Below are 21,603 nucleotides of genomic sequence, written 5' to 3'. Positions count from 1 at the left end.
GGCATGATCACGACGACGTGGTGGAACGGGGAACCATGAGCCAGGACAACGGGCGGGTGCTGTTCACGGGTGGTCGCGTGTTCGACGGCACGGGCTCGCCCGCCGTGCCCGCGGACGTGGTGGTGCGCGGCGACCGGGTCGAGAGCGTGCGCCCCGGCGGCGGCACCGAACCCGAGCCGGGCGACCGGGTGGTCGACTGCCGCGGTGCGACGGTCATGCCGGGGATGGTGGAGTCGCACTCGCACCTGACGTTCCCGTCGGCCGTCGGGCATCTCGACCCGTCGTTCAACCCGCCGCTGGACGTCAGCTTCTTCCACCGCATGCCGACGCCCGACGAGCACCTGGCCATCGCCGAGCGCAACGCGGCCATCCTGCTGGACCAGGGCTTCACCAGCGCGTACTCCGCGGGCTCGCTGACGCCCGTGCCCACCGAGATCGTGCTGCGCGACCGCATCGCGTCCGGTGCCACGCCCGGTCCGCGGATGCGGGCGGCGTCGTTCGAGCGGGACAACAACCCGGTGCGGATGGGGCCGGACGGCCCGAAGCCGCAGCGGACCGGGCCGGACGCGGTGCGGGAGTTCGTCCGCGAGCAGGCCGCGCTCGGGTTCGACAGCGTCAAGCTGCTGATGAGCAACGACGACGTGTTCTTCGAGGGCGGCTCGATGGTCACCCAGTACAGTCCCGAGGAGGCCGCCGCGGCGGGGGAGCAGGCCCGCGAGTCCGGCGTGTGGCTCAACTGCCACGCCCAGTCGCCGGAGTCCGTCAAGCTGGCCGCCCGCAACGGCTTCCGGTCCATCTACCACTGCTCCTACGCCGACGCCGAGGCCATCGACCTGCTGGAGGAGCGCAAGGACTCGGTCTTCCTCTCGCCCGCGGTCGGCATCATGTGGGCGAACGTCCACGAGGGAGCCGAGTTCGGCATCGACGCGGCGATGGCGGAGAGGATGGGGTCGGTGGCCTCGCTCGCCGCGATGCGGGAGCTGTACCCGGAGCTGCGCAAGCGAGGCCTGCGCGTGCTGCCCGGCGGCGACTACGGGTTCCCCAACAACCCGATCGGCCGCAACGCCCGCGACCTGGAGCTGTTCGTGGAGCTGTTCGGCTACTCGCCCGCGGAGGCGTTGCGCGCCACCACGTTCTACGGTGGTCAGGTGATGGACCTGCCGGTGGGCCTGCTGGCACCCGACTACCTCGCCGACGTGCTGGTGGTGCGCGGCGACCCGACGGAGGACGTGACCCTGGTGCAGGACAAGGACAACCTGTTGGCGATCATGCAGGGCGGCCGGTTCCACAAGCAGGCCGCGTGACCGACCGCGACGTCGTCTATCGCGAGCCGACCGGCTTCCGCCCCCTGGCGCTGGACCTGCACCTGCCGGTCGGCGAACCGGTGGCCACGATCGTGTACCTGCACGGCGGGGGCTGGCGGCGCGGCTCGCGCCGTCAGCCCCCGCCGGTGCTCGGGGAGTTCTACGAGGGCTTGGCGGACAACGGGTTCGCGGTCGCCGCGGCGGACTACCGGCTCAGCGCCGAGGCGTGCTTCCCGGCGCAGCTGGACGACGTGCGCGCGGCCGTCGAGTGGGTCCGCGGGCGGCTCGCGGGCCCGGTCCACCTGTGGGGCGAGTCCGCGGGTGGGCACCTGGCCCTGCTGGCGGCGCTCGACGGCGGCTCCGTGGACGGCGTGGTGGCCTGGTACCCGGTGACCGACCTGCTCGGGCTGCCCGCCGACCGCGCGGCGTTGGGCGTGGACGACCAGAGCGGCCCGGACTCGCGGGAGGCGCTGCTGCTCGGTGCGCCCGCGCACGACGTACCGGACCTGGCGCACGCCGCCGCCCCGTTGACGTTCGTCCGCCCGGACGCGCCGCCGATCCTGCTCCAGCACGGTGACGCCGACACCACGGTGCCCCCGGCGCAGAGCGTCCGGCTGGCGGACGCCCTGCGCGCGGTCGGCGCCCCGGTGGAGCTGGACCTCGTTCCCGGTGCGAAGCACGTGTGGAGGGGAGCGGCGGACGTGCCCGCGATCGTGCGCCGGTCGGTCGACTTCCTGCGCGGCGCCGTCACCCGGTGACCGCTTCCGCCATCAGGTCAAGGGCCCGCCCCACCGGTCCGATCGCGGACGGCAGGTTCAGGAAGCCGTGCAGCATCGACCGGACCCGCACGTACCGGACGTCCACGCCCGCCTTCGCCAGCTGCCCGACGAACACCTCGCCGGAGCCGCGCAGGTCGTCGTACTCGGCGGTGAGCAGCAGCGTCGGGCACAGGCCCTCCAACGAGGCCAGGCCCGGCATCGCGTAGCCGTCGGCGCCGCTGACGGGGCCGCCGAGGTAGTTCGCCGTGATCGCGCGGACCTCGTGCGGCGGGAAGTGCAGGATCGGCGGGACCTCGGCCATCCGCGCGGTCAGCGACGGCGCCGGGTGCGGGAGCTCGGGGTGCAGCACGGGGTAGACCAGCACCAGGCTCGCGGGCGTCCAGTCGTCCTCGTCGCGCACCCGCAGTGCCGCACCCGTGGCCAGGTTCCCGCCCGCGCTGGCCCCGCCGACGTGCACGCGATCCACGCCGAGGTCGGACGCGTGGTCGCGGACCCAGCGCACCGCGGCCACGACGTCGTCGAGCGGCACGGGGTAGGAGACGCCGCCGTTCGCCAGCCGGTAGTCCACGCCCACCACGACCGCGCCCGCCCTGGTCACCAGCTCGCGGGCCACCCAGTCGGCCTCCGGCATGTCCAGGTCGCCCATCCGGAACGCGCCGCCGTGCAGCCACACCACGCACGGCCGGTCGCCCTCGGCGTTCTCGGGCGAGTAGATCCGGACCGGCACGGGACCGTGCGGGCCGGGCACCGAGTCGGCGCGGGTGGGCACGACCGGAGGCGGACCGCCCACGGCCGGCCGGTTGAACTCGGCGAACCGGTCCCGGTAGGCGGGGTCGACCAGCAGCTGCTCGAATGAGGACGCGCCCTCGAGGAGCGGGAACTTGCCCGCCACGGCGGGGTGGATCGGCATCGGGTCAGCCTTTCTGGGGTTCGCTCGTCCGCGGGCGCCAGTCGAGCGCTTCGACGGAGTGGCCGAGCGGGAAGACCGGGTCGCGGGTACCGCCCGGCAGGTCCTCGGGATGGGCCTCGACGGCGGCCATGGACCGGGGCAGCTCGAACGGCAGCCGCCCCTCCGGCCGTGCCCGCCCGAACACCACGTCGAGCACGGCCTCGTCCGCCGCGCCGAAGTCGGCGAGCAGCGCGGCCGCGTGCCCGGCGAGCTCGGGGATGACGGCGGGGCGGTCCAGGAACAGGTCGACGACCGTCGGCACGGTGGCGGCGAGCGCGCACAGGTGCTCACGCCGGTCGTCCGGCAGGTCGAGCCTCCCCTGGTGGAAGAACGCCTCGGGCAGCCGTTGCCGCGGCTCGTAGGGTGCGTCGAGGCGGACCAGGGCGACATCGGCGTCCTCCGGGTGGTCGACCACTGTTGTGTACCGCTCGGCGGTCGCCCGGTCGACCCCCTCGACGTAGAGCCTGATCCCCTCCGCGAGCGGCAGCACTCCGTCGTTGGCGAGCAGCACCATCGACCGGCGCTGCGCCGCCTCGCCCGCCGCGACGAAGTCCGCGCGCCCCACCGTCGCGACCGCGTTCCCCTCGTCCACGTACGGGTTCTCGAACAGCCCCAACCGGAACAGCAGGGTCAGCACCCGCCGCACCGACTCGTCGACCCGCCCTTGCGCGACCCTCCCGGCCGCGACCAGGTCGGTGACCACCTCGGGGCACCACTCACCGCCGAACTGGTCGACTCCCGCGTCGAGCAGCAACGCCGCCCGGTCGACCCGATCCAGGTGCTCCACGCCCCACGCCCGCGCGGGCCACACCGTGCCGTCGGCCAGGGTCGCGTCGGTGAGCACGCCGAAGTCCGTGCACACCAGGCCGTCGTAGCCCTCGTCGCGGCGCAGCAGCCCGGCGACCACCTTCGGGTCGAACGCGAACCCGACCCCGGCGAGGCCGTCCACCCCGACCGGTCGCCCGTAGTAGGGCATCACGGCGGCGACCCCGGCGTGCAGCGACGGCCGGAACCGCGACAGGTGCAGGTCGAACCGCCCAGCCGGGTACACCTGGTCCTTGCCGGACGCGAAGTGCGCGTCCTCGCCACCCGCCTGCGGCCCCGCGCCCGGCCAGTGCTTGACCATGCTCGCGACGGCGTCCGGGCCGAGGTCGTCGCCCTGCAGGCCCGCCACGTACGCGCCCGCCAGCGCGCCGACCACGTCCGGGTCGGCGCCGAACGTGCCCGCGGTGCGGCACCAGCGCGGTTCGCTGGCCAGGTCGGCCATCGGGTGCAGCGCCATCCGGATGCCGACCGCGGTGTACTCGGCGCGGATCACCCGAGCGAAGTCGCGCACCAGGTCCGCGTCGCCGAGAGCGCCGAACCCCAGCGGCTCCGGCCACCGCGAGCAACCGCCGGAGGGCACGGACGTCAGGGGGTTCTCGTTGGCCGAGTGCCGCGGGTCCGACGACACCAGCACCGGGATGCCGAGCATGCTCCGCGCGGCCAGCGCCTGCACCTCGTTGTGCCAGCGGGCCAACGGTCCGGCCGCGACCGGTGCCATCAGGGTGAGGCAGCGCAGGTGCAGGTCGCGCACGGCGTGCGTCGTCGGCGCGGTCGGCAGCAACGTCCTCGGCTCGTCGACGAGGCCGCCGTCCGGTGCCACCGCGACCGGCGCGTGGCACAGCAGCCCGGCCTTCTCGGCCGGTGTCATCCGGCCGAGGAGGTCCGTGACGCGGTCCGCGACGGGCAGGGCGGCGTCGTGGTAGGGGAGCATCACTTCGCCTTGCGGATCGGCAGGATCAGCACCGCTCCGAGCAGACCCGCGACCGCGCCGAACGTGAACAGCGCCGCGAAGTTCTGCGGTGCCTCGGCGGTGGCGCTGACCGACAGGATCGCGGGCGCCAGCGCGGGAACGATCGAGGCGGGCAGGGTGTTCGCGATGTTCATCAGGCCGAGGTCCTTCGCCGGGTTGGCCGGGTCCGGGAGGATCTGCGTCACCAGCGCGATGTCGACCGCGAAGTACACGCCCTGACCGAGCCCGACCACGCCCATCGCCACCAGGAACACCGGGAACGAGCCCGCGAACGCCGCCAGCAGCAGACCCGCGGCGAAGATCAGCGCCGCCGTGACCACGAACGGCTTGCGCCGCCCGACCCGGTCGGACACCTTCCCGGCGGCCGGGGCGAACAGCAGCGCGGCGGCCGTGAGCACCAGCGTGGACAGGAAGACCGCTCCCGCGACCTCCGCCGGAGCGAAGTGCAGCACGATGATCAGGTAGAAGGCCTGGTACGCCTGGATCGCCGCGACCCCGAGGAAGATCAGCAGACGGCTCAGCCACGCCCAGGCGAAGTCCCTGTCGCGCAACGGGTTCACCCAGAACGTGCCCAACAGCTCCCGCGCGCCGAACGGCGGCCGCTCGGCCGCGGCCAGCCTGCGGTCGGGCAGCACCGCGGCGAGCAGCACGCAGCCGACGACGCCGACGGCGGCGGGCAGCAGGATCATCGCGGGCAGGTTCGGCGAGACCAGCTGCGCGATGAACAGCCCGACCACCGCGCCGACCGGCAGGCTCAGCCCCACGATCGCCGACGCCGGTCCCCGCCGGTGCGGCGCCAGCTGGTCCGGGATCACCGCCGTCACGGCGACGATCGCCGAGCTGAACCCCACCGCCGTCACGACCCCCGCGGCCGTCAACCCGAACGTGCCCGCGGCCAGCAGTTGCCCTACCGACCCGACCGCGACGAGCACCGCGCCCAGCAGCAGGAACGGCCTCCGCCTGCCCAGCCGCGAGGTCGTGCGGTCGCTGATCCGGCCCAGCACCGGGAACGCGACGAGCGAGAACAACGCGCCCACACCGGCCACGATGGACACGATCGTCGTCGCGCCCTCGGGGTCGATAGCGGTCGCCTTGATCGACAGGGTCAGGACGAGCGGCACCAGGTTCGCCATCGCGGCACCGATCGCCGCGAAACCCAGGAAGAACAGGAACCCCACCTGGGGCTGCGGCCAGGCCGTGTCATCGGCGGTCGTCGTGGAGGCGGCAGTCGTGGAGGCGGTCGTTGTGGAGTCGGTCGGGTCGGTGTGGTCGGGGTGGTCCGCGCCGGAGAGGAAAGTACTCATCGTTGGGCACCTTTCGCATCGCGGTCGGCGACCGGACGTGCCGTGGTTCGTCGCCTGACTTGCGGGAAGGATGGGCGGCGAGGCGGGGTACGGTCAGCGGTGATGCCAACCAATGGAAAATCCCCGCCCCAGGAGGCCGACCAACCACCTCCTGTCCGCGTCCGCGGCCGCCGCCCGGCACACGGCGAACCGGTCGTCGACCGGGCGCTGTCGTTGTTGGCCGCGTTCGACGCCGACCACCGCACGCTCACCTTGGGCGAACTGAGCCGCCGCGCCGACATGCCCCCCAGCTCCGCCCTGCGGTTGGCCACCAGGCTGGTGGGCTGGGGCGCCCTGGAACGCGACCCCGCGGGCCGCTACTGCGTCGGCCTGCGCCTGTTGGAGGTCGCCACCCTCGCCCCACGCGGCCACGGCCTCCGCCAGGTCGCCCTGCCGTTCATGCACGACCTCGCCGAGGTCACCCGCCAACACGTCCAGCTCGCCGTCCGCGACGGCATGCAGGCCATGCTCGTAGAACGCCTCTCCGCCCCCCAAGCCGCCCCCGTCGACTACCGCATCGGCGGCCGACTGCCCCTCCACTCCACCGGCGTCGGCCTCGCCCTACTCGCCTTCGCCCCACGCGAAGTACAAGAGGATTTGCTCGCCAAACCCGTCTACAGCGAACCCGACAACCACCTCATCACCCCCGACTTCCTCCGCCGAACGCTGGCCGAGGTACGACGGGAACGACTGGCCATCTTCCGCCGGGTGGAGGAAGCGGAGACCATCGTGTCGGTGGCCGCCCCGGTGTTCGGGAAGGACGACGAGGTGGTCGGAGTGCTGGGTGTGTTGGTACCCAAGCGAGTCGCGCAGCCACGACGGTTGGGCCTGGCGGTGCAGACCGCCGCACGAAGCATCTCGCGAGAACTAGGCGCACGACGCTCGTCCGACTCGCAGGCTTAAGCCCGCACAGCCTGAACGCACCGATGCCACGAACAGCACCATGCACCAGTACTACAAGACAGCGACCCCGCCGGGGGAGAGCCCGGCGGGGCGCGGTGCACGGGCCAACCGGCTCCGTGCGGAAGCCCCGTCGCGCGCGGGCCGAGACCTGGTCGGGTGGGCCATCGTGCTGCGGGCTGGGGCACTGACTCGGTCCCCCGATAGTCCGCCGATCAAACAACCACAGCAACCGATTTTCCTTCCACAGCCACCCTTCCCACCGCGCCCGACCCCTCGCCTCACCCCGCTCCTCACCGCGCCCGACCGCTCACCGCGCCCGACCGCTCACCCCGCCCCGCCCCCACTCCTCACCGCGCCCCTCACCCGTTCCCGCCGATCACCTCACCCCGCACCCGTTCCCGCCAATCACCTCACCCCGCACCCGTTCCCGCCGATCACCTCACGCCCCACCCCCTCCCGCCAATCACCTCACCCCTCAACCCCTCCTGTCGATCACCTCACCCCACACCACCACTCGCCCGTCACCCGCCCACCCGCCACTCGCCCACCCCGCCTGCCTAACCGCGCCTCACCCAGTCCCACCTCTCCCTCCGACCCCACTCCGCATCTCCCGCCCCCGACCTGCCCGCTTCGCATACCAGCCTCTTGTCACCCACCTCGCTCGTCTGCCTTCGCAGCCCGACACCGTGCCGCCCGCCCCGATCTCCACCTCACCTGCCCGGCCTCACTTACCCGGCCTCACCTGCCCGGCCTCACCTGCCCGGCCATGCGTACCCGGCTGAGGTCGCGCCGTTCACCCCCGTTCGCCTGGCTGCCTGGCCTCGTGTCCCCTGCCATGCGTGTCCGGCCTGATGTCATGCCGTTCCCCCCACCTTTCGCCGTGGCTGCCTGGCCTTGTGTCGCCTACCTAGGCGTCCGCCCTGGCAGCCCGACGCCGGGTTGCCCACCCCGATCGATCCACCTCGCCACCCCGATCTCGCCTGCCCGGCCCGACGCATGCCCCTCACCCCCCCCGTCCGCCCCAGGCTGTCTAGCCTCATGTCTCCCGCCTCGCCAGCGGCCTGGTGCCGCCCGCTCAGCTAGGCCACTCGGCTGCCCGGCTTCGTGACGCCTGGCCTTGTTTCCCCCTACTGCCCAGGTTCGTCCTGCCCTTCCCGGTTCTCCCCGCTCTCGCTGCCCGACTTCGAACTGTTCAGCCCAGTTCCGCCTGCCTCACCGCCCGCCCGTCTGCCTCACCCGCCCGACTTGCGCCACCAAGCCTGGTTCGTCCATCCCGCCCCGAACACCCCGTGGAACGGGGTGGAACAGGACTGGAACGCCTTAGAGGTGAGGCACTGCAGGAGGGGAGTGGGCATGGGGTCGTTGGTGGGCGCGAGAGCGTTGTGGGGGAGGGATCGGCGTGGATGAGGGGGTAGAGCCGCGGGGGCGGGGTGCGGTGCGGTTGATCTTCGAGTTCGCGGAGCGGGGGCTGCGGATGTTGTCGAACGAGCCGGTGGACGTGCTGGTGCCGCCGACGGACCGGCTGGACGGGTACGAGGACCACCTGGGGGTGTGGGTGGAGGTGTGCGATGTGGACGGTCGCGCACTGCACCGGCGGGTGCTGCCGTCGGACCTGGGGGAGACGGTGGAGGTGTTCGGCGACGCGTCGGGGCCGTCGTTGCGGCGGGCGCCGGTGAGCAGGGCGAGGGGGAGCTTCGCCGTGCTGGTGCCGGATCTGGAGCAGGCGGACCACCTGTCGTTCATGAGCGGGCTCGGTGCCGCCGCGGTGCGGGCAGAGGGCGCGACGGCGACCGAGCTGGCCCGGTTCCCGCTGGGACGCGGGGGTGCGTCGTGACGACCAAGGACGGCAGGGTCGTCGGGACCACCAAGGTTGTGGACGCGGGCGACCCGGCGACGCGGTGGAACCTGGTGGTGATGGGCGACGGGTACCGGGAGGCGGAGCTCACCCAGTACGCCGCGGACGTGAAGTCGTTCACGGACAAGCTCCTGACCTCCGCTCCGTTCTCCACGCTGAGGCAGGCGATCAACGTGTTCCGGGTCGACGTCGCGTCGACCGACAGCGGCGCCGACGACCCGACGCTGTGCGGTGGCACGGGGGCGACACCCGCCACGTACTTCGACTCGACGTTCTGCTCGGACAAGATCGACCGGCTGCTGGTGGTGAACAACAACACCGCGTTCGAGGTCGCCCGCGCCCAGGTGCCGCAATGGCACATGATCATCGTGGTGGTGAACTCGACGAAGTACGGCGGGTCCGGCGGGGGAGTGGCGGTGTACTCGCTGGCGACCGACGCGGAGGAGATCGCCCTGCACGAGATGGGGCACACCGCGTTCGGGCTCGCCGACGAGTACGAGTACCTCCTGGGTTGCGGCAAGGAGACCGACCACAACCAGCACCCGGCGGGGGAGCCCGCGCAGGCGAACGTGACCACCACGATCGACCGGGCGGCCCTCAAGTGGCGGGACCTCGTCGCGTCGTCGACCCCGCTGCCGACGACGTCGAACCCCGACTGCTCGAAGTGCGACCCGAGGACGAGCCCGCCCACCGGGTTGCCGGCCAACGCGGTGGGCGCGTTCGAAGGCGCGGACCACTTCCACTGCGGCGCCTTCCGCCCGCAGTTCACCTGTCGGATGCGCGAGCTGGACAAGCCGTACTGCGCGGTCTGCACCCGGCGGATCCGCCAGGTGCTCAACCCGTTCCTCCCCTTGGTGGCGGAGACCACCGGCAGGCTGTCGTTCCTGCGCGTGCACGACCGGGGCACCGGGTTCGGCCCGCCGTCGGACTTCCTCGACGTCGAGGTCGTCGTCCGGCTCGACACCGAGCCCGGCCGGGCCTTCGGGTTCCAGTTGCGCGACGACGGCAACGAGGGCGCGCGCAAGGGCATGCTCGACACCCTGCGCACCGCCTTCGCGCGCAACCACCCGGTCCGGCTGGACTACCGGCGCACCGGCATCGACAACGGCGTCCTCATCAGGGTCGCCGACCTCCCCTGAAGTGTTGAAGGAGATGGACATGGCACTGCTGCAGACCACTGGGAAGCTCACTTTCCTTCGTGTGCACGACGTCGGCGGCGGCTTCGGCCCGCCGACCGACTTCCTCGACACCGAGGCGATCCTCAAGCTCAACACGGAGCCCAACCGGGCGATGGGGTTCCAGCTCCGCAACGACGGCAACCGGCCCGTCCGGCAGGGCATGCTCGACCTGCTGCGCGACGCGTTCAACAACAACTGGACCGTCTCGGTCGACTACAACCTCGACGCCGGCAGGCAGAACGGGGTCGCGATCCGGGTGGCCCTGGTCAAGTAGCAGAGCGCCACCCACCAAGCCCGGCCGCGGCCCCCGACGCGGTCGGGCGTCCGCGTGCCTTGGGCCTGCCAAGTAGTCACCACGACCACTCGTATCGATCACACCGACCCGAACCGTGGTCGGACAGCGGACAGTCAGCCCGTCGTACGAGGGTTGCAACGACATGGTGTCCGCCGAGGCCGCACTCGACCGCGTGGCGTTGTCCGGAGGTTCGGCGGTTGAACGCGGGTGGGCGCCCATCCCGCGATCCACGCTAGGCACAGCGTCCGGCTGCGCCGCCTCCATCCGATCAGACCGACGACCCAACCATTCAGTTCCTACCCGCCACCGGATCGCACCGATGACGTGACGGCGCTCCCGACCGGGTCTTTCCCGTCGCTGCCCGGATCCGGCGATGGTTACGACGCCGCTCATCGCTGATCCCGTTGATGTCACCTCCTCGTCGTCGTGCGGGAGAGGTCGGCCGCGCCGATGACGCCCGCGAGCACACCGAGGGACGCTGGCCGGATCGGGATCCGTCTTCGGGGTGGGGTCACCGTTGCCGCGGAGGCGGCGGCGTGCACGAAAGGCTGGAACAGCGGATCGCTCCCCAGTCCGCCGCCGAGCAGCACCAAGGCGGAATCGAGGACCGCCGTCAGCACCACGATGCCGTGGACCAGATGGGTCGCCACCTCGGCGACCGCGGCGGCCGCCACCACGTCACCCGCGCTCGCTGCCCGGAGGACGTCGCGTCCGGCGGTCTCGGTGTACCAGCCCGCCACCTGCGCGGCGCGGTGCAGTGCCCGTCCGCTGGCGTACTGCTCCCAGCAGCCGCTCGACCCGCACTCGCACGCCCGGCCGCCGGGGTGCAGGGGGAGGTGGCCGACCTCGCCTCCCGCGCCGGAGACCCCGCGCACCACCCGGCCGTCGACGACCACGCCGCCACCGATCCCGGTCCCGACGGTGACGAGCACGAGCGAGTCCCCTTGCCCGTGGCCGCCGAAGCGGTGCTCGGCCCATGCGGCGGCGCTCGCGTCGTTGTCGACGTGCAGGGCGACCGACGGAGGTAGTCGAGGGCGGAGAGCGCCGAGCAGGTCCAGGTCGCGCCAGCCCAGGTTCGACGCCGCCGCGACGACCCCGGTCCGCGGGTCGACCCCACCTGGCACGACGAGACCCACGGACGTCACCGGATGCGCGGTCCGGTACTCGTCGATGATCCCGGTGATCTGGTCGACGACCGCCTGGCCCGATCCCGCGGTAGGGGTGGTGGTGACCTCGGCCGCGCTGCCGTCGAGGCCGACCAGCCCGGCCGCGATCTTGGTGCCGCCCACGTCGAGTCCCAGTGCGCTCATGATGGCCACCTTCCGGTTTTCGGTTTCGTTCGTGTTGACACGGATGCTTTCGATTTGGTTGACTAGTGGCACGAAACAGGAAACAAGCGAAGCTGTCAAGGGGGATGTTCGGATGACACCGGAAGGAGGGGACATGGCGGACACCGTTCGGGTGGCCCTGATCGGCTGCGGTCGGATCGCCCAGGTGGCGCACCTGCCCGCCCTCGAGAAGGCGGACGGCATCGACCTCGTCGCGGTCTGCGACCCGAGCGGGGGCGTGGCCCGCGCGGTGGCTCGGCGCTACGGCGTGCCGTCGGCGCACACCGACCAGCGGGAGGTGTTCACCGATCCATCGGTCGACGCGGTGATCGTCGCCGCGCCCGACCGGTTCCACCACTCGATCGCCGCTGAGGCGCTGGCGGCCGGAAAGCATGTCCTGGTGGAGAAACCGCTCGCCTCGACGGTCGCGGAGGCGGAGGCCTTGGCCGACCTCGTCGACCGGACAGGACTGGTGCTCCAGGTCGGCGCCATGAAGAGGCACGACCAGGGTGTGCGGTTCGCCGGGCGGTTCGTGGCCGAACGCCTCGGCGAGGTGCGCTCGTTCAACGCTTGGTACCGCATCGGCGACCTGCGTCCAGGCATCGAGGCGACGTTGTTCCCGCACGTCCACGCGGACTTGGCGGCCCGCCAGGTGGAGGCGGGGTTCAAGGCGGACCGCCGCCGCTACCTGCTTGCCACCCATGGCGCGCACGTCTTCGACACGGTCCGCTACCTGCTCGGCGACGTCTCCAGCGTGGTCGCCCGGCACCGCGAGGACGGCAAGGACCAGACCTGGCAGGCCCTGCTGACCACGGCGGCAGGGGCGGTCGGCACCATCAGCATCACCGTCGACGTGCCCGGCGTGCCGACCGAGGGCATCGAGGTGTTCGGCTCCGCGGGCACGGTCCGGGTCGACACCCACTTCCCGTTCTACCGTCGCGCCTCCACCGTGCACGCCTATGCCGACGGCCTCACGACGGTCCCGGAGCTCACCGACGGAGACGCCTACGAACGGCAGCTCGAGGCGTTCGCCCGCACGATCCGGGACGGCGGCTCGCCGGTCCCGGACGTGCACGACGGAGTCCGTGCGATCCGGCTCATCGAGGCCACGGCGGCGGCCGTCGAGTCCGGCGCGGAGGTGAAGCTGTGAGCGCCACCGACCTCGCTCCTCGGCTGGGGATCTTCGCCCGCACGTTCCGTCGTGAGACCCCGGCGGAGGTCGCGGCCGCCGTAGCCGGAGCCGGTTATGCCTTGGCGCATTGGAACTTCGCCGCTGTCGGACTGTCCACACTGGCCGCCGATGTCGAGGACGTCCGGTTCCCCGAGGTGCGGGCCGCCTTCGACGCGGAAGGACTGGCCATCCCCAGCGTGTCGGCGACCTTCAACGCGATTCACCCCGACACCGACCTGCGTGAGCGGCAGACCAGGCAGGCGGTTCGGCTGATCGGTCTGGTCGGTGAGCTGGGCGCGGACGTCGTCACGTTGTGCACCGGTACCCGCGATCCGGACAACATGTGGCGAGCCCACCCCGACAACGCCGCTCCGGAAGCCTGGGCCCATCTGCGACGCACACTTGACCCGTTGCTGGAGGCCGCTCGCAGCGCGGGCGTCCGGCTCGGGGTGGAGCCGGAGCGCGGCAACGTGATCCGGGACGGCCCGGCGGCCGCACGGTTGCTGGAGGAGCTGGGTGTCGACGCGCCGGTCGGCATCGTGCTCGACCCGGCGAACCTGCTCACCCCGTTGACGGTGGGGAGACAGGACGAGGTCATCGGCGAGGCGATCGATTTGTTCGGTGGGCGCGTGATCGGCGTGCAGGCCAAGGACGTCGTCGAGTCCGGCTACTCCGCGGCGGGTGCGGGGCTGATGGATTACCCGGCGCTGTTCGCCCAGTTGGCCGCGGTCGCCCCGGTTCCGGTGATCGTCCAGGACGCGTCCGAAGCCGATGCGGCCCGCGTGCACGCCGACCTGCTCCGCTGGCACTCTGAGGCGGGTGTCCGATGAAGCCGTCGATCGCGTACGAGGTCACCGGGGCCGGTCCGCCGGTGCTGCTTCTCCACGGTCTCGGCGGGGATAGGCGGCAGGCGCTGGGGTTGCTGCCGGACGGCTTTGAGGCGACCCGGATCGCGCCGGACCTGCCCGGTCACGGCGACACCGACCTGGTCGCGGGTGAGCCGGTCACGTTCGCCGGGTTCGCCGGCTTGGTGGCGGATCTCCTGGATGCCTTGCGGCCTCGGGGGAAGCTGGCGGTGGTCGGGGTTTCGATGGGGGCGGGGATCGCTGTGGCGCTGGCGGTGGCCCGGCCGGATCTGGTCGAGCGGTTGGTGCTGGTGCGACCGGCGTGGCTCGACGTGCGTCCGGCGCCGAACCTCGCTCCGTTCCGGCAGATCGCGCGGCTGCTGGAGACCCATGGTGCCGAGGCGGGGCGGGAGGCGTTCGTGCGCACGCCCGAGTACCGGGCGGTGGAAGCCGCGGCACCGGCGATGGCCATGTCGCTGGTCGGACAGTTCGGTCGTCCGGACGCGGTTGGGCGGGCTGGGGTACTCGATGCCCTGCCGAACGACTTGCCGTTGGCCGAACGGGACGCCTATGCGGGTCTAGGGGTGGACACCGTCGTGATCGCCGCCCCCGATGACCCGGTGCACCCGGAGTCGGCGGCCAGGACGCTGGCCGACTGGATTCCCGGCGCTCGGTTGGTGGGCGTTCCGCGCAAGATGCCGGATCCCGCGGAACACCAGTCGGCCGTCCAGCGGGAGGTTGCCGCGGCGTTGTGTCGTGGCCGGACAAGGGGAGGAGGGTAACTACAGTGTCGACCATGCCCAAGGAGCAGCCCGTCTTCGCCGAGGAGCGGCGGCAGCGGATCGCCGATGTCGTCGCGGCCCAAGGCCGGGTGCGGTTGGCCGAGCTCGTCGAGTCGCTCGGCGTGACGGAACCGACCATCCGCAAGGACCTCGACGAGTTGCAGCGTCGGCAGCTGCTCCGGCGTACGCACGGTGGCGCGATCGCGTACCACGGGCGGATCGAGGTGAACGTGCACGACCGGGGGCAGCGCCACCGGGATGCCAAGGAGCTGATCGCGCAGGCGTGCCGGGACGAGATCGTGCCCGGCGAGTCGGTGTTCCTCGACTCCGGGACGACGGTGGAGGGGATCGCGAGCGGGCTCGACCACCTCGACGTCAACGTCCTCACCAACGCGCTCGGCGTGGCGAACCTGGTGGCGGACCGGCCGGGTGTCCGGCACACCCTGATCGGTGGTCAGATCAGGCCGCTCGGGGGTTCGCTGGTGGGTCCGGTCGCGTTGGACAACCTGACCCGCTTCACGGTCGACATCGCGTTCGTCGGGGCGAGTGGGCTTACCGAGGACGGCATCAGCGTCGCCGACGTGTCCGAGGCGCAGATCAAGCGGACCGTCATCGACCGGGCTCGGCGGGTGGTGGTTCCGATGGACAGCAGCAAGTTCGGCACGAGCGACTTCGTGACGGTGTGCTCACTGGACCGGGTGGACATGATCGTCACCGAGCGAGCTACCGACGACGTGACGCGGTGGTGCCAGGAGCACGACGTCGACCTGCAGGTGGTGGAGGGGTGACAGCTGCGGAGTGAGGAGCGGGTGACCAGCGCTGAATGAGCGGCCGAGTGCAAGGACCTTTAGGCCTCCTATCAAAATGCGTGGAGGCGCCGGTAGCAGATCAGCACGCAGGCCAGCTCAGGGAACGCTTGGTGGATGTCGGCACGGCGTTCCCAGCGGATGCGTAGCCGTGCTTGCCGCGTACCGGCGGGATCGCGTCGACCAGGGGTAGTAGTTGCGTGATGTCGTGCCTGTTGCCAGCGGTGAGGATCACCGCCAGCGGGATGCCTTCACCGTCGGTGATCAGGTGGTGCTTGGAGCCGGCACGTCCGCGGTCGACCGGGCTCGGGCCGATACACGGCTTCTTTTTAGCGCCCTCACGTGGGAGGAGTCCACGACCGCGCGGGACCAGTCGATCCGGTCGGCCTCGCGGAGTTCGGTGAGCATGACCTCGTGCAGGCGTTGCCAGACTCCGGCCTCGCTCCAGTCCCGCAGTCGCCGCCAGCAGGTCATGTCCGATCCGAACCCCACCCCCTGGGGTAGGTGCTCCCAGGGGGTGGGGTGTGCAGGAGGAACAGGATGCCTTGCAGGCACAGACGATCCGGTAATCGCTTCCGGCCGGGGTTGCGGGTCTGGCGTGGTGGCACCGGGATCAGTGGTTCGACCAGGTCCCATAACTCGTCATCGACCAGCCACGGCTTCGGCACCTCCGCCACATCGGAGGGGTGACGTCCCCGCTCAAGGAGTTCGTCTGCCGATCACCCCATTAGGTCAGGCGGGTCAGGCTACTGCTCGGCCTAGGCGGTCGCGGACGGCCAGCCAGTCTTCGTCGTCTGGTGGGGTGAGGACGGCGATGGTGTGGACGCCGCTTTCGTCGAGGCGGTGCAGGGCGGCGTAGAGCTCGGTGCCGTAGCCGCTGGGGTCGGCGGGGAGCAGTTCGACGCGTGTGTCCTGGTTGATGGTGTCGTTCACGGGGAGGTGGGTGAGGATTCCGAGCTGAGGGCCCAGGTGGCGCAGTGCCGCGGTGTCGAGGGTGGGCACGAGGACGACGCGGGCGCGCGGTGCGTAGTGGCGTTTGCCCATGCCGGGGGACAGGACCGGTCCTGGGGCGGGGGTGCTTTCCTCGGGGACGTCGATGTCGCCCACAGCGGCGCGGATGTCCGCCACGGACAGGGCGCCGGGGCGGAGGAGGCGGGGGGTGCCGTGGCTGACGTCGACCACGGTGGACTCTAGGCCGAACTGGCAGCGGCCTCCGTCGAGGACCATGGGGACGTCGGGGAGGCTGCGGACGACGTGGTCGGCGCTGGTCGGGGAGAGGCCTTCGGAGCGGTTGGCGCTGGGCGCGGCCAAGGGCAGGCCGGATGCTTCGAGCAGTGCCAGTGCGACGGGATGCGCGGGTACGCGGATCGCGACCGTGGGCGACCCGGCGCTGACGAACCCCGGTACGTGGTCGGCGCGGTCCACGACCAGCGTGAGCGGGCCCGGCCAGAAGCGGCGGGCGAGTTCGGCGGCGGTGTCGGGCCAGGTCGCGGCGAGGGTGCGGGCCATGTCGGCGTCGGCGACGTGCACGATCAGCGGGTTCCAGGAGGGGCGGCCCTTCAGCCGGTACACCTCCGAGATCGCTGTCTCGGACAAGGCGTTCGCGCCGAGGCCGTAGACGGTCTCCGTGGGGAACGCGCACACCTGGTCGGCCTTCAGCAGCGCGACGGCCGCGTCCAGGCCGTCGGCGTCCGGTAGCACGATCTGAGCCGTTCGCATCGCCCGCACCTCTGACTGTCCCTCCGGTTCTTGCCTGACAAGCATTTACCGCCGGCACGACCCAGAGCAAATCCGGAGCCGACGAACGCCCTCTGGGGCGGTGGTCGAACGAAAGGAGGACACCGGTCCTGTTCCACCGGTCGACTACGCCCTCGGGGGCGACTACGCCTTCAAGTAGGCGAGGACCGCGAGGACTCGGCGGTGGCCGGCGTCCGTGGTGGGCAGTCCGAGCTTGGTGAAGATGTTGCCGATGTGCTTGTGGACCGCGCCGTCGCTGACGACCAGAATGGCGCCGATGGTGGTGTTCGAGTGGCCCTCGGCCATCAGTCCGAGCACCTCGCGCTCGCGCGGGGTGAGGGCTTGCAGGGGGTCGTCGGCGCGGCGGCGGACGAGCAGCTGGGCGACGACCTCGGGGTCCATCGCGGTGCCGCCCGCGGCGACGCGGTTGAGGGCTTCGAGGAAGTCGGCGACCTTGCCGACCCGTTCCTTGAGCAGGTACCCGACACCGCCGGTGCCGTCGGCCAGCAGCTCGGTCGCGTAGCTCTCCTCGACGTGCGCCGACAGCACGAGCACCGGCAGGCCGGGCTGGCGCTTGCGGGCCTCGACGGCGGCGCGCAGGCCCTCGTCGCGGAACGTCGGGGGCATCCGGACGTCGACGAGCACGACGTCCGGGCGGTCGGCCTCGATGGCGGCGAGCAGGTCGTCGGGGTTGTCGACGGCGGTGACGACCTCGATGCCCTCGGCCCGCAGCAGGTGTGTGAGGCCCTCCCGCAGGAGGGCGTCGTCCTCGGCGATCACGATGCGCACAGGTCATAATCCCGTAGGGATGTCCACCCGCATCACAGTGGGGCCACCCGGAGGGCTGTCGATCGAGGTCGTGCCGTCGAACGCGGCGACCCGGCGCCGGATTCCGACCAGTCCGCTGCCGCCCGCTTCGTCGGCACCGCCGTGGCCGTCGTCGGTGATCTCGACGACGAGCACGCCGCTTTCCTCGCGCAGGCTCACCGTGATCCGCTCGGCGCCGCTGTGCTTCACGGCGTTGGTGAGGGCCTCGGCCACCACGAAGTAGGCGGCAGCCTCCACGGCGGCGGGCATGCGGGCCAGCGGTCGCTCGTCGTAGGTGCACGGGATCGTGCAGTGCGCCGCCAGCGAGGCGACCGCGCCGGACAGGCCGCGGTCGACGAGCACTGGTGGGTAGATGTTGCGCACGACCTCGCGCAGCTCGGCCAGGGCGGTGGTGGCGGCGTTCTGCGCGGTGTGCACCATGGTCAGCGCCGACGCGGGGTCGCGGGCGATGGCGCGCTCTACCATGCCGAGGTGCATGACCACCGCGACGAGGCGGTTCTGGGTGCCGTCGTGCAGGTTGCGCTCGATGCGCCGCAGCTCGGTGCCGTGCGCCTCCAGTGCGGCCGCGCGCGTCTCGGTGACCTCGGCGAGGCGTTCGGCGAGCGACTGCCTGGACGGCGAGAGCCGGGTGGCGCTGGAGCGCGCGAACCAGCGGGCGAGCGGCGGCACGACGAGCAGACCTCCCACGCCGTAGCCGACGGCCGTGGCCACGGCGTAGAGCGAGTCGCCCCACGAGGCGATCAGGACGTCCAGCGTCGTGCGGGTCTCGGGGAAGATCCACCAGAACCCGGCGATCACGAGGTTCTGGAGCACGCCGGTCGCCGACGAGAGCGCCACGCACCCGACCAGCAGGCCGACGATGCCCTGGAACAGCAGCCACTTGAGCTCGGCGCGGGCTTCGCGGCTGGCCAGCACCGCCGCGAGGTCGTCCCCCGCGACCGGTGGTGGCGGCGGGATCTTGGTGGCTAGAAAGCGCCCGGTGCGTTCGCGCTCGCGTGCGGCGATCCGCCGGGCGATCGCGACGAGGCGGGGGAGCAGCGGCAGCGCGACGACCGTCGTCACGCACAGGAGCATGGCGATCAGCAGGAAGAAGGCTTGGAAGCCCGCGAGCGCGGTGAGCGCGAGGAACGCCCACGCCTTCGGCCACTGCCGGGCTGGAGCCGGGTCGGTCACGGTGACTGCTCCTAGGTGGAACGGGTGGAGGGCCGGAAGGGGAACATGGTGGCACGCGCGGACATCAGGCCCCCTCAAGTGCCCGCCGGTGCGGAACGTCGGCCACGGCCGCAAGCACGGGCGTGAGTGCCGACGTGGCCATGGCCACGGGCACGGGTGTGGGCACGGGTGTGGGCACGGGCACGGGTGCGGCCACAGGTGCGAGTGTGACCACGGGCGCGGGCGCGAGTACCGGCGCCGCGAGTACCGGCGCCGCGAGTACCGGCGCCGCGAGTACCGGCGCCGCGAGTACCGGCGCCGCGAGTACCGGCGCCGCGAGTACCGGCGCGGTGCCGGTTGGGGAGGCGGTGCCGGTTGGGGAGGCGGTGCCGGTTGGGGAGGCGGTGCCGGTTGGGGAGGCGGTGCCGGTTGGGGAGGCGGTGCCGGTTGGGGAGGCGGTGCCGGTTGGGGAGGCGGTGCCGGTTGGGGAGGCGGTGCCGGTTGGGGAGGCGGTGCCGGTTGGGGAGCCGGTGGGGGACGTGGTCGGCGTGCGGCCGGGCCTGCTTCTGGCGGGGGTGGTGACCCAAAGGGGTGTCGGGTTGGGGGTGGTGAAGGGCGGTGGGGGGTGGGGGGGCTTGTGGGGTGTGCGAGCGGCGAGGGGTGGCGGGGGCATGGTTCAACGGTAGGAGTCGATCTTGGGTGGGTCATTGGAGCCAAGGGCCGTCCTCGTGGTGGAGTCCGCTCCACCGCCGGTCGTGTCCAGCGTGGCCTCGCGAGTGGCGGCATGATCACTGAAAAGCTAAAAGTTTCGGTATTTGCTTCGCAACAGTTCCGCGTGGGTAGCGGTCAATCGAGACGTGGGGTGGAGATCGACAACAGCGCGGTGAGAACGTTCTCCTACGTGCGTTTTCCTGCTGTTTCCCGGTGTCGACGAAGGGCTTCCGGTGGGTTGTAGAAGGACCGGTCGATCCAACGTTCGGTGGTACTCCGCCTACGTTGGGTGTCTAGATCGGTCCGGTTGCGGGCTTGCGAGGCCTATATGTTTCGGTCGATACTCCGGCGGCACGGATCCTTCACCCCGACCCACCTGGTGAACCCCACAGGTGCTCTGCAGAAGGTGCCAAAACATGAAGCTGACAACGAGGTCAGTGTCACGGGCGTTACTCGTCTCGACCCTGGTGGTCGCCAGTGCAGGTGCGACCCTGCTGTTGGCCACGTCCGCCAGCGCGGGCACCACACTGGGTGCCTCGGCCGCGGAGAGCGGTCGGTACTTCGGTACGGCGGTCGCGGCGAACAAGCTCTCGGACTCGACCTACGTGGGAATCCTGAACCGCGAGTTCACCATGGTGACGCCCGAGAACGAGATGAAGATCGACGCGACGGAGCCGAACCAGGGGCAGTTCTCCTACGGCAACGGCGATCGGATCGTCTCGCACGCGAAGGGCCAGGGGATGCGGGTGCGTGGGCACACGCTGGCGTGGCACTCGCAGCAGCCGGGGTGGATGCAGAACATGAGCGGCAGCGCGCTGCGCTCGGCGATGCTCAACCACGTGACGCAGGTGGCCACGCACTACAAGGGCCAGCTGTACGCGTGGGACGTGGTGAACGAGGCGTTCGCCGACGGCGGCGGTGGCGGTCGGCGCGACTCGAACCTCCAGCGGACCGGCAACGACTGGATCGAGGCGGCGTTCCGGGCCGCGCGGGCGGCGGACCCGGACACGAAGCTCTGCTACAACGACTACAACACCGACGACTGGGGCCAGGCCAAGACCCAGGCGGTCTACAGCATGGTCCGCGACTTCAAGTCCCGCGGTGTGCCGATCGACTGCGTCGGCTTCCAGTCGCACTTCAACAACAACAGCCCGGTGCCGTCCAACTACCAGACCACGTTGTCCAGCTTCGCCGCGCTCGGCGTGGACGTGCAGATCACCGAGCTGGACATCGAGGGCTCCGGCTCGACGCAGGCCGCGTTGTACCAGCGCGTCGTGCAGGCGTGCATGGCTGTCGCGCGCTGCAACGGCATCACCGTGTGGGGCATCCGCGACAGCGACTCGTGGCGCTCCTCGGGCACGCCGCTGCTGTTCGACGGCTCCGGCAACAAGAAGGCCGCCTACACGTCGGCGCTGAACGCCCTCAACAGCGGTGGTGGCACCACGACGACGACCACCACCACGACCACCACGACCACGACTCCGCCGAATCCGGGTAGCGGCTGCACCGCCTCGGTGTCGCTCGACTCGTGGGCGGAGGGGTTCGTCGCCACGGTGAGGGTGACGGCCGGGTCGTCGGCCATCAGCTCGTGGACGGTGACCCTCACCCTGCCGTCGGGCGCGACGGTCACCAGTGCGTGGAACGCTAACCACAGCGGCAACACCGGCACCACGCAGTGGACGAACGTCAGCTACAACGGTCAGGTCGGGGCGGGTCAGTCCACCCAGTTCGGCTTCCAGGGGTCGGGGTCCGGTTCCGGCATCACGTCGAGCTGCTCCGCCTCCTGATCCGACGAGCCCCTTGGGGCTCATGGCGTTCCACGTCGTGGCGGCCGCCACCTGC

The 21,603-nt window shown here is 71.4% G+C and carries 18 protein-coding genes and 1 pseudogene; 11 read left to right on the top strand and 8 right to left on the bottom strand.

Annotated features, from left to right (window positions below; all coding sequences use genetic code 11):
• Positions 1 to 35 precede the first annotated feature (35 nt).
• Positions 36 to 1,304 (top strand): amidohydrolase family protein, encoded by a 1,269-nt coding sequence (locus CLV43_RS08865; RefSeq protein ID WP_106186556.1) that lies wholly within the window; start codon positions 36 to 38, stop codon positions 1,302 to 1,304.
• Positions 1,301 to 2,062, top strand: a complete 762-nt coding sequence (locus tag CLV43_RS08860) for an alpha/beta hydrolase (RefSeq protein WP_106186555.1) — start codon at positions 1,301 to 1,303, stop codon at positions 2,060 to 2,062. Before CLV43_RS08865 ends, CLV43_RS08860 begins: the two co-directional genes overlap by 4 nt.
• Here the strand turns inward: CLV43_RS08860 and CLV43_RS08855 are convergent.
• From CLV43_RS08855 to CLV43_RS08845, 3 genes are read right to left on the bottom strand one after another with little or no spacing between them, the layout of a single operon-like run.
• Entirely contained in the window at positions 2,052 to 2,993 is a 942-nt protein-coding gene (locus CLV43_RS08855) for an alpha/beta hydrolase (protein ID WP_106186554.1), read from the bottom strand. The two genes, CLV43_RS08860 and CLV43_RS08855, sit on opposite strands and share 11 nt — an antisense overlap.
• Before the next feature lie 4 nt (positions 2,994 to 2,997).
• Entirely contained in the window at positions 2,998 to 4,788 is a 1,791-nt protein-coding gene (locus tag CLV43_RS08850; RefSeq protein WP_106186836.1) for a glycoside hydrolase family 3 protein, read from the bottom strand.
• Positions 4,788 to 6,131, bottom strand: a complete 1,344-nt coding sequence (locus CLV43_RS08845) for an MFS transporter (protein ID WP_106186553.1) — start codon at positions 6,129 to 6,131, stop codon at positions 4,788 to 4,790. The genes CLV43_RS08850 and CLV43_RS08845 overlap by 1 nt, the downstream gene beginning before the upstream one ends.
• Before the next feature lie 102 nt (positions 6,132 to 6,233).
• Between CLV43_RS08845 and CLV43_RS08840 the strand changes: the two genes are divergently transcribed.
• The 4 genes from CLV43_RS08840 (at position 6,234) to CLV43_RS08825 (ending at position 10,380) form a co-directional block, all read left to right on the top strand.
• Positions 6,234 to 7,073: an IclR family transcriptional regulator gene (locus CLV43_RS08840; RefSeq protein WP_106186835.1), complete on the top strand. Its 840-nt coding sequence runs from the start codon at positions 6,234 to 6,236 to the stop codon at positions 7,071 to 7,073.
• Positions 7,074 to 8,472: 1,399 nt separating this feature from the next.
• On the top strand, positions 8,473 to 8,907 hold the full coding sequence (locus CLV43_RS08835; protein ID WP_146174701.1) for a hypothetical protein: 435 nt from the start codon (positions 8,473 to 8,475) through the stop codon (positions 8,905 to 8,907).
• Entirely contained in the window at positions 8,904 to 10,067 is a 1,164-nt protein-coding gene (locus tag CLV43_RS08830; RefSeq protein WP_106186551.1) for a M64 family metallopeptidase, read from the top strand. The genes CLV43_RS08835 and CLV43_RS08830 overlap by 4 nt, the downstream gene beginning before the upstream one ends.
• 19 nt (positions 10,068 to 10,086) lie before the next feature.
• Positions 10,087 to 10,380 carry a hypothetical protein gene (locus tag CLV43_RS08825; protein ID WP_146174700.1) on the top strand — a complete coding sequence of 98 codons (294 nt, stop codon included), beginning with the start codon at positions 10,087 to 10,089 and terminating at the stop codon, positions 10,378 to 10,380.
• Between the two features lie 431 nt (positions 10,381 to 10,811).
• On the opposite strand, the gene CLV43_RS08820 is transcribed toward CLV43_RS08825, so the two are convergent.
• Entirely contained in the window at positions 10,812 to 11,711 is a 900-nt protein-coding gene (locus CLV43_RS08820; protein ID WP_170155761.1) for an ROK family protein, read from the bottom strand.
• Positions 11,712 to 11,844: 133 nt separating this feature from the next.
• Here CLV43_RS08820 and CLV43_RS08815 point away from each other — a divergent pair, with 133 nt between their 5' ends.
• The 4 genes from CLV43_RS08815 to CLV43_RS08800 are packed head-to-tail and all read left to right on the top strand — an operon-like array spanning position 11,845 to position 15,315.
• The gene (locus tag CLV43_RS08815) at positions 11,845 to 12,879 is read left to right on the top strand and encodes a Gfo/Idh/MocA family protein (protein WP_170155760.1); all 1,035 of its coding nucleotides are present in this window, start codon (positions 11,845 to 11,847) and stop codon (positions 12,877 to 12,879) included.
• A complete protein-coding gene (locus CLV43_RS47025) occupies positions 12,876 to 13,730 on the top strand; it encodes a sugar phosphate isomerase/epimerase family protein (RefSeq protein ID WP_146174699.1) in 855 nt (284 codons plus the stop codon). Before CLV43_RS08815 ends, CLV43_RS47025 begins: the two co-directional genes overlap by 4 nt.
• Complete coding sequence (locus CLV43_RS08805; protein WP_106186547.1) at positions 13,727 to 14,527, top strand: alpha/beta fold hydrolase; 801 nt, start codon at positions 13,727 to 13,729, stop codon at positions 14,525 to 14,527. Before CLV43_RS47025 ends, CLV43_RS08805 begins: the two co-directional genes overlap by 4 nt.
• A 14-nt stretch (positions 14,528 to 14,541) precedes the next feature.
• The gene (locus CLV43_RS08800) at positions 14,542 to 15,315 is read left to right on the top strand and encodes a DeoR/GlpR family DNA-binding transcription regulator (RefSeq protein WP_146174698.1); all 774 of its coding nucleotides are present in this window, start codon (positions 14,542 to 14,544) and stop codon (positions 15,313 to 15,315) included.
• Between the two features lie 71 nt (positions 15,316 to 15,386).
• Here the strand turns inward: CLV43_RS08800 and CLV43_RS08795 are convergent.
• The 4 genes and pseudogenes from CLV43_RS08795 to CLV43_RS47685 all read right to left on the bottom strand — a co-directional run bounded on the left by CLV43_RS08795 (position 15,387) and on the right by CLV43_RS47685 (position 19,071).
• Positions 15,387 to 15,986, bottom strand: a pseudogene (locus CLV43_RS08795) (IS5 family transposase).
• 88 nt (positions 15,987 to 16,074) lie between these two features.
• Positions 16,075 to 17,052 (bottom strand): L-threonylcarbamoyladenylate synthase, encoded by a 978-nt coding sequence (locus tag CLV43_RS08790; protein WP_106186545.1) that lies wholly within the window; start codon positions 17,050 to 17,052, stop codon positions 16,075 to 16,077.
• 162 nt (positions 17,053 to 17,214) lie between these two features.
• Positions 17,215 to 17,859 carry a response regulator transcription factor gene (locus tag CLV43_RS08785; protein ID WP_106186544.1) on the bottom strand — a complete coding sequence of 215 codons (645 nt, stop codon included), beginning with the start codon at positions 17,857 to 17,859 and terminating at the stop codon, positions 17,215 to 17,217.
• A 3-nt stretch (positions 17,860 to 17,862) separates the two neighbouring features.
• A complete protein-coding gene (locus CLV43_RS47685; RefSeq protein WP_170155759.1) occupies positions 17,863 to 19,071 on the bottom strand; it encodes a sensor histidine kinase in 1,209 nt (402 codons plus the stop codon).
• 1,106 nt (positions 19,072 to 20,177) lie between these two features.
• Here CLV43_RS47685 and CLV43_RS08765 point away from each other — a divergent pair.
• The gene (locus CLV43_RS08765; RefSeq protein ID WP_106186543.1) at positions 20,178 to 21,548 is read left to right on the top strand and encodes a glycoside hydrolase family 10 protein; all 1,371 of its coding nucleotides are present in this window, start codon (positions 20,178 to 20,180) and stop codon (positions 21,546 to 21,548) included.
• Positions 21,549 to 21,603 lie beyond the last annotated feature (55 nt).

Source organism: Umezawaea tangerina, from assembly GCF_003002815.1.
Classification (GTDB): Bacteria; Actinomycetota; Actinomycetes; order Mycobacteriales; family Pseudonocardiaceae; genus Umezawaea; species Umezawaea tangerina.
Note: the sequence above shows the minus strand (reverse complement) of the source record. Positions and strands in the feature narration are given on the sequence as shown.